Annotated in this window: 4 protein-coding genes; 3 read left to right on the top strand and 1 reads right to left on the bottom strand. The window is 71.4% G+C overall.

The window, feature by feature from the left end; all coding sequences use genetic code 11:
• Positions 1–3 precede the first annotated feature (3 nt).
• Both ACZ37P_RS21450 and ACZ37P_RS21455 read left to right on the top strand, forming a co-directional pair.
• Complete coding sequence (locus ACZ37P_RS21450) at positions 4–1,371, top strand: NAD(P)/FAD-dependent oxidoreductase (protein WP_467348108.1); 1,368 nt, start codon at positions 4–6, stop codon at positions 1,369–1,371.
• Positions 1,372–1,484: 113 nt separating this feature from the next.
• A complete protein-coding gene (locus ACZ37P_RS21455; RefSeq protein WP_467348109.1) occupies positions 1,485–3,245 on the top strand; it encodes an ATP-binding SpoIIE family protein phosphatase in 1,761 nt (586 codons plus the stop codon).
• Positions 3,246–3,413: 168 nt separating this feature from the next.
• Here ACZ37P_RS21455 and ACZ37P_RS21460 read toward each other — a convergent pair whose 3' ends face one another.
• Complete coding sequence (locus ACZ37P_RS21460; protein WP_467348120.1) at positions 3,414–4,877, bottom strand: MFS transporter; 1,464 nt, start codon at positions 4,875–4,877, stop codon at positions 3,414–3,416.
• Between the two features lie 116 nt (positions 4,878–4,993).
• Between ACZ37P_RS21460 and ACZ37P_RS21465 the strand changes: the two genes are divergently transcribed.
• Entirely contained in the window at positions 4,994–5,554 is a 561-nt protein-coding gene (locus ACZ37P_RS21465) for a MarR family winged helix-turn-helix transcriptional regulator (protein WP_355346088.1), read from the top strand.
• Positions 5,555–6,000: the final 446 nt, after the last annotated feature.

Here is a 6,000-nt window from a genome sequence, read left to right on the forward strand (position 1 = left end):
GCAATGACGGAGTCGGCAGCGAGGAACAGAGCAGGCATCCCGCGCATTCTCGTGGTGGGCGGTGGCTATGTCGGGATGTACACCGCACTGCGGTTGCAGCGGAAGCTCAAGCGCGACGAGGCCGAAGTCGTCGTCGTCGAACCGCAGCCGTACATGACCTACCAGCCCTTCCTGCCCGAGGCCGCCGCCGGATGCATCTCCCCTCGCCATGTCGTCGTACCGCTGCGGCGGGTGCTCGGCAAGTGCCGGATCGTGGTGGGCGAGGCGCGCGGCATCGATCACGCCAAGCGCGTCGCGAGCATCGCCACCCCGGTCACCGACGAGGAGGGCGGCGACCTGCTGGAGCTGGCGTACGACCAGCTCGTGATCGCGCCGGGCTCGGTCTCCCGCACCCTCCCGGTTCCCGGACTCGCCGAGCACGGCATCGGTTTCAAGACCGTCGAGGAGGCGATCGGGCTGCGCAACCACGTGCTGGAACAGCTCGACATCGCCTCCTCCACCCGTGACGTAGACGTCCGCGAGGCCGCGCTGACCTTCGTCTTCGTCGGCGGCGGATACGCGGGCGTCGAAGCGCTCGGCGAGCTGGAGAACATGGCGCGCTACGCCGTGCGGTACTACCACAACATCCGCCCCGAGGACATGAGATGGGTCCTGGTCGAGGCGACCGGCCGGATCCTGCCCGAGGTCGGCGAGGAGATGGGCAAGTACGCGATCCGCGAGCTGCGCGGGCGCAACGTCGACATCCGGCTGGAGACGCGGCTGGAGTCGTGCGAGAACCGGATCGCCGTACTGTCCGACGGCGAACGGCTGCCCACCAGGACGGTGGTCTGGACGGCGGGCGTCAAACCGCACCCGGTGCTGGCCGCGACGGACCTGCCGCTCACCGACCGCGGACGGCTGCGTGCCGAGGCCACCTTGCGGATCGCCGGTTCGGAGACGGCGTGGGCGGCGGGCGACGCGGCGGCCGTGCCCGACCTGACGGCGCGGGAGCCCGGCACCGACTGCGCCCCCAACGCCCAGCACGCCCTGCGGCAGGCCCGCGTCCTGGCCGACAACGTCCTGGCGACCCTGCGCGGCCGGCCGCTGACCGAATACCGCCACAAGTACGCGGGCTCGGTCGCCTCGCTCGGGCTGCACGAGGGTGTCGCCTTCATCTACGGGCGCAAACTCAAGGGTTACCCGGCCTGGTTCATGCACCGCGCCTACCACCTCAGCCGCGTCCCCACCTTCAACCGCAAGGCCCGTGTCCTGGCGGAATGGCTGCTCGCGGGGCTCTTCAAGCGCGAGATCGTCTCGCTCGGCTCACTGGAACACCCGCGCGCCGAATTCGAACTGGCCGCCGGATCGCACCGCGATCCCGACGCCCCCTGACCCGCCCCGGACGCCGCGCGATTCCCCCCGGGGGCGCCGGTCGGCCACACTGGTGGTGTGACCACGCGTGCGCCAGCACCTGCAAAGAGTGACAAATACGAGGAATCGGACGTTTGAACCTTACGCGTTGGAGCGCCCGGCTCCCCGGAACACAGCGACGCAGTGCCGTACCCGCGGCGCGCGCCAAAGTCGGCGACCCCGTGCGCGCCGACGCGGCCGACCCCGCGACGGCACCGCAGGACGCGGGCAGCGGCGCCGCCCCTGACGCCGACCCCGAAGGCACCCGCCAGGCCCCCGGCCCACCGGCCGGTCGGGCCACGGGTCCCGTCCCCGCCGCCGCCGGCGCCGGCGCCGTCACCGACGAACCGTCAGTCACCGGCGTCCTCAGCCGCCTTCCGGCCCTCATCGCCGTCACACACGGCCCCGCCCACCGCGTGGACTTCGTCAACGACGCCTACACGGAGGTCTTCGGCGCCCGCACCACCGGCGCCCCGGCCCGCGAGGCGCTGCCCGAGCTCGACGAGCTCGGCCTGCTCCCGCTCATGGACCAGGTCCACCGCAGCGGCAAACCACGCACCGTCAAGGCCCGCAAGGTGGTCGGCGGCGACGACCGCTCACCCGCCAAGCCCGGCTACTTCACCTTCACCTGCACCCCCGTCAGGGCGGGCGACCCCGACCCCGAGCGCCGCGGCGTCCTGGTCTTCGCCGCCGACGTCACCGACCAGGTGCACTCCGCCGAGCGCCTGCGCGAGAGCGAACGCCGCCTCCACGAGACCGCCGTCACCCTCCAGCGCAGCCTCCTCCCGCAGGAGCTCGAACAGCCCGACGACCTCCGCGTCGCCGCCACCTACCAGCCCGGCGGCACCGACGCGGCCGTCGGCGGCGACTGGTACGACGTGATCACCCTCGGCGCGGGACGCACCGCCCTGGTCATCGGCGACGTGATGGGCCGGGGCGTCCGTGCCGCGGCCGTCATGGGCCAGCTCCGTACCGCCGTACGCGCCTACGCCCGGCTCGACCTGCCGCCGCACGAGGTCATCCAGCTCCTGGACGGCCTCGCCTCGGAGATCGACGCCACCCAGATCGCCACCTGCGTCTACGCCGTGCACGACCCCAGCGAGGGCCGCCTGTCGTACGCCACCGCGGGACACCTGCCGATCCTGATCCGCGACCCGGACGGCACCGTCCGCCGCGCCGACGAACCCACCGGACCGCCGCTCGGCACCGGCGGCTGGATCCACACCTCGGGCTCGGTCGCCCTCGGCCCCGGCTGCACCGCCGTCCTGTACACCGACGGCCTGATCGAGCGGCGTGGCGAGGACATCGATGTCGGTGTGGACGCCCTGATGTCGGCCCTGTCCGGCGCCACCGGCGCGCCCCAGGTGATCTGCGACCGCCTGATGCGCGCCCTCGGCGTCACCTCGGAACACGACGACGACGTGGCCGTCCTCGTCCTCCAGTACCCGGACCACACCGGCAGCGAGGCCGAGCTCTTCCGCAACGCCTCGCTCGAACTCCTCGGCGGCGTCGAGGCCGCACCGCGCGCCCGCGCCTTCGCCTCCGGGGTGCTCGCCTCCTGGCGCTTCCCCGTCGAACTGCGCGACCTCGGCGTCCTCGCGGCCAGCGAACTCGTCGCCAACTCCCTCAAGCACGGCACCCCGCCCATGCGGCTGCGGCTGCGCCGCACCGACCGGCGGCTGATCATCGAGGTCACCGACGGCGACGACCACCTGCCGCGCCGCCGCCGCGCGGAACCCGGCGACGAGGCCGGGCGCGGCATCTCGATCATCGCCACCGTCGCCTCGTCCTGGGGCTCCCGCCGCACGCCGGGCGGCGGCAAGGCCGTCTGGTGCGAATTCGCCCTGCCGGGCTGAGGGTGCCGGCGGGGTGAGGCGGGCGGGGTGACGGTGCCCCCGCCGCTGGGCCGGGGCCGGGGCCGTTGGGGGTCCGGATCCGTTCGGGTCCGAGTCCGTTCGGGTCCGGGGCCGACCGCCTGGCCGAGGGCCGGGAAGGCCCTCGGGCCGGAGGGGCGGGGGCGGCGACTACCGGGAGACGGTCGCGGCCGGTTCCGGTCGCGCTTCGGCCGTGGCGCCGACGGGCGCGGCCGGTATTCGGGCGGCCGGGTCGGCTGCCGCGGTCACCCGCGAGTCCAGGTCTAGGTCTAGGTCTAGGTCCTTGGCTTGAGCCGAGTCCACGACCACGTCCACGGTCGTGTCCGTGTCCGTCCCGGCAGGGAGCCGCGGCGCGGAACGGGCGACCACGCGGGCCGCCGCCAGATGCGGACTGTCCTGCAAGAGCGTGAGGTGCCGCCCCATCCGCAGCGCGGTCACCGAGATCGCCAGCGAGCAGAGCACCAGCATCACGATGTACGCCCCGTACGCGCCCGCACCCGCCATCAGGCCGCCGACGGCGGGACCGAGGGCGAGAGCCAACTGCTTGACCAGGGCGAACGCCGAGTTGTACTGACCGACCATCCGCGCGGGCGCCAGATCTGCGACCAGCGGAGCCACAGTCGGCGCCAGCATCGCCTCGCCGAGCCCGAACAGCGCGTACGTCGAGATGATCGCCGCGACCGCCATCGCGTGACTGCCGTGCACCAGCCCGGACGCCCCGGCCACCAGCCAGGCGACCGTCCAGACCAGACCGACCGCCGCGATGACCCGGCTGCGCCTGCGCTGCTCGACCAGCCGCAGCACCACGAACTGCGCCAGCACGATCACGGCGGTGTTGGCCGCGAGCGCCACGCCCAGCGTGGTCGGCGAAATCCGGGTGACCTCGACGGCGAACGCCGAGAGCCCCGACTCGAACTGCCCGTAGCAGGCGAAGAACATCACGAAGCCCAGCACGGACACCATGACCATCGCCCGGTCCCCGAGCAGCAGCCGCCAGCCGCCGGAGGCAGCGCCGTCGGACCGCACCGCCCCGTCGACCTGCGGCGCGTGCGGCATGCGCACGGTCGCGATGACCGCGCCCAGCACCAGGAACATCGCCGCCTCGATGGCGAAGAGCCGGATGAACGACGCCGGATGCGCGGTGTCGACCAGCAGACCGCCGAGCAGACCGCCGAGCCCGAGCCCCAGGTTGTTGAGGAAGAACTGCGTGGCGAAGGCGCGCGACCGCGTCGCGGTCGTCGAGCACCACACGATCATCGTCGCCAGCGCGGGCTGCACCACCGCTATACCGGCGCCGAGCGCACCGGCCGCCGCGATGACCACCGGTTCACTGCCGGACAGCCCGAGCCCCAGTGACCCGGCGGCGGCCAGCACCGTACCGACCACCGCGACCGGCACCGGTCCGCGCTGATCGATGACCCGACCGGTGAAGGGCAGCACGAAGAGCGCCGCCACGGCGAACGTCGCGAGCACCACACCTGCGGTACCCGCGCCCAGCCCCCGCACCTGCGAGACGTAAATAAAGGTGAACGGGACCGTGAAGCCGTTCCCGAACGCGCTCAGCGCTGTCCCCACCTGGATCCGGCGCAGCGCCGCGCCCATCGCCGTTGTCACACTCACCCCACTTGACCATTGAGTCTTCGCCTTGAAGACTTCAGCACTAAAGTTCGAAGCTAAAGAGTACATCGCGAAGGGCTTTAGTGCAAAGGGTTCCGTGCCATACTCGAAGGATGACCGCAGCCGCAGGTTCACCGGGGGCGCCGCAGGAGCTGGACCTCGACGCCCAGATCGCCGCCTACCAGCGCGAATTCCCTGAGGTCGACCCCCAGGTGGAGAAGGTCGTCACCGCCCTGGGCCGCCTCAACCGCCGGATGAACGTGGCGTACGGCCGCCAGCTCGTCGACCTCGGCATCAGCAGCGCCGAGTGGGAAGTCCTCAAAGCACTCGTCGTCGTCGGCAAGCCCTACCGTCTCGGCCCCGGCGACCTCGCCAAGCGCCTCGGCCTCACCCCGGCCGCCATGACTCACCGGATCGACCGCATGGTCGCCGAGGGACTGGTCACCCGCGAGCGCGACGAGGCCAACCGCGTCCGCGTCATCGTCGAACTGACCGACGAGGGCCGTGACAAGTGGCTCCAGACCATGCGCCTGGCCGCCGTCTTCGAGGACGAGCTCCTCCAGGACCTCACGACGGTGGAACGCGCCGCCCTCGGCGAGATCCTCACCCGCCTTCTGCGCCGCGTCGAGTACAGCCAGCCGGACGCCGGCGGCCGGCTCGAAGACCTGGACTGACCCGTGTGATCGGGACCACCTTGCCCCGAGTTGACATGGGTGGTCCTCGTCCGTAGTGTTCTCCGAGTTGTCCGACGTGAGCGCCGACTCCGGTCGGTCCCCGGACAGCCATTCCGCAGGAACCTTTCGACCATGACCGACAGCCTTGTGTTGTCGCGTTGTTGTCGTGCGTTTGTGTGTTTCCGCGGAATGCAGGCGGTGTTTCGTTCGACCGGGCCGATTTGGCCGGGCGGTACGGGATCAGCTAATGTCTCACTCGTCGGAACGGCCGAACAGCCGGAAAGACAAGCCCCGCTGACTGGGGGTCAGGCACTGGAAAGCGTCTGATAGAGTCGGAGACACGACGAAGGAAAAGCCCGGAGGGCCGGTGAAACGGTCTGAAGGAAGCTTCCGTTCCTTGAGAACTCAACAGCGTGCCAAAAGTCAACGCCAGATATGTTGATACC

The organism is Streptomyces sp. NPDC024632, from assembly GCF_055559175.1.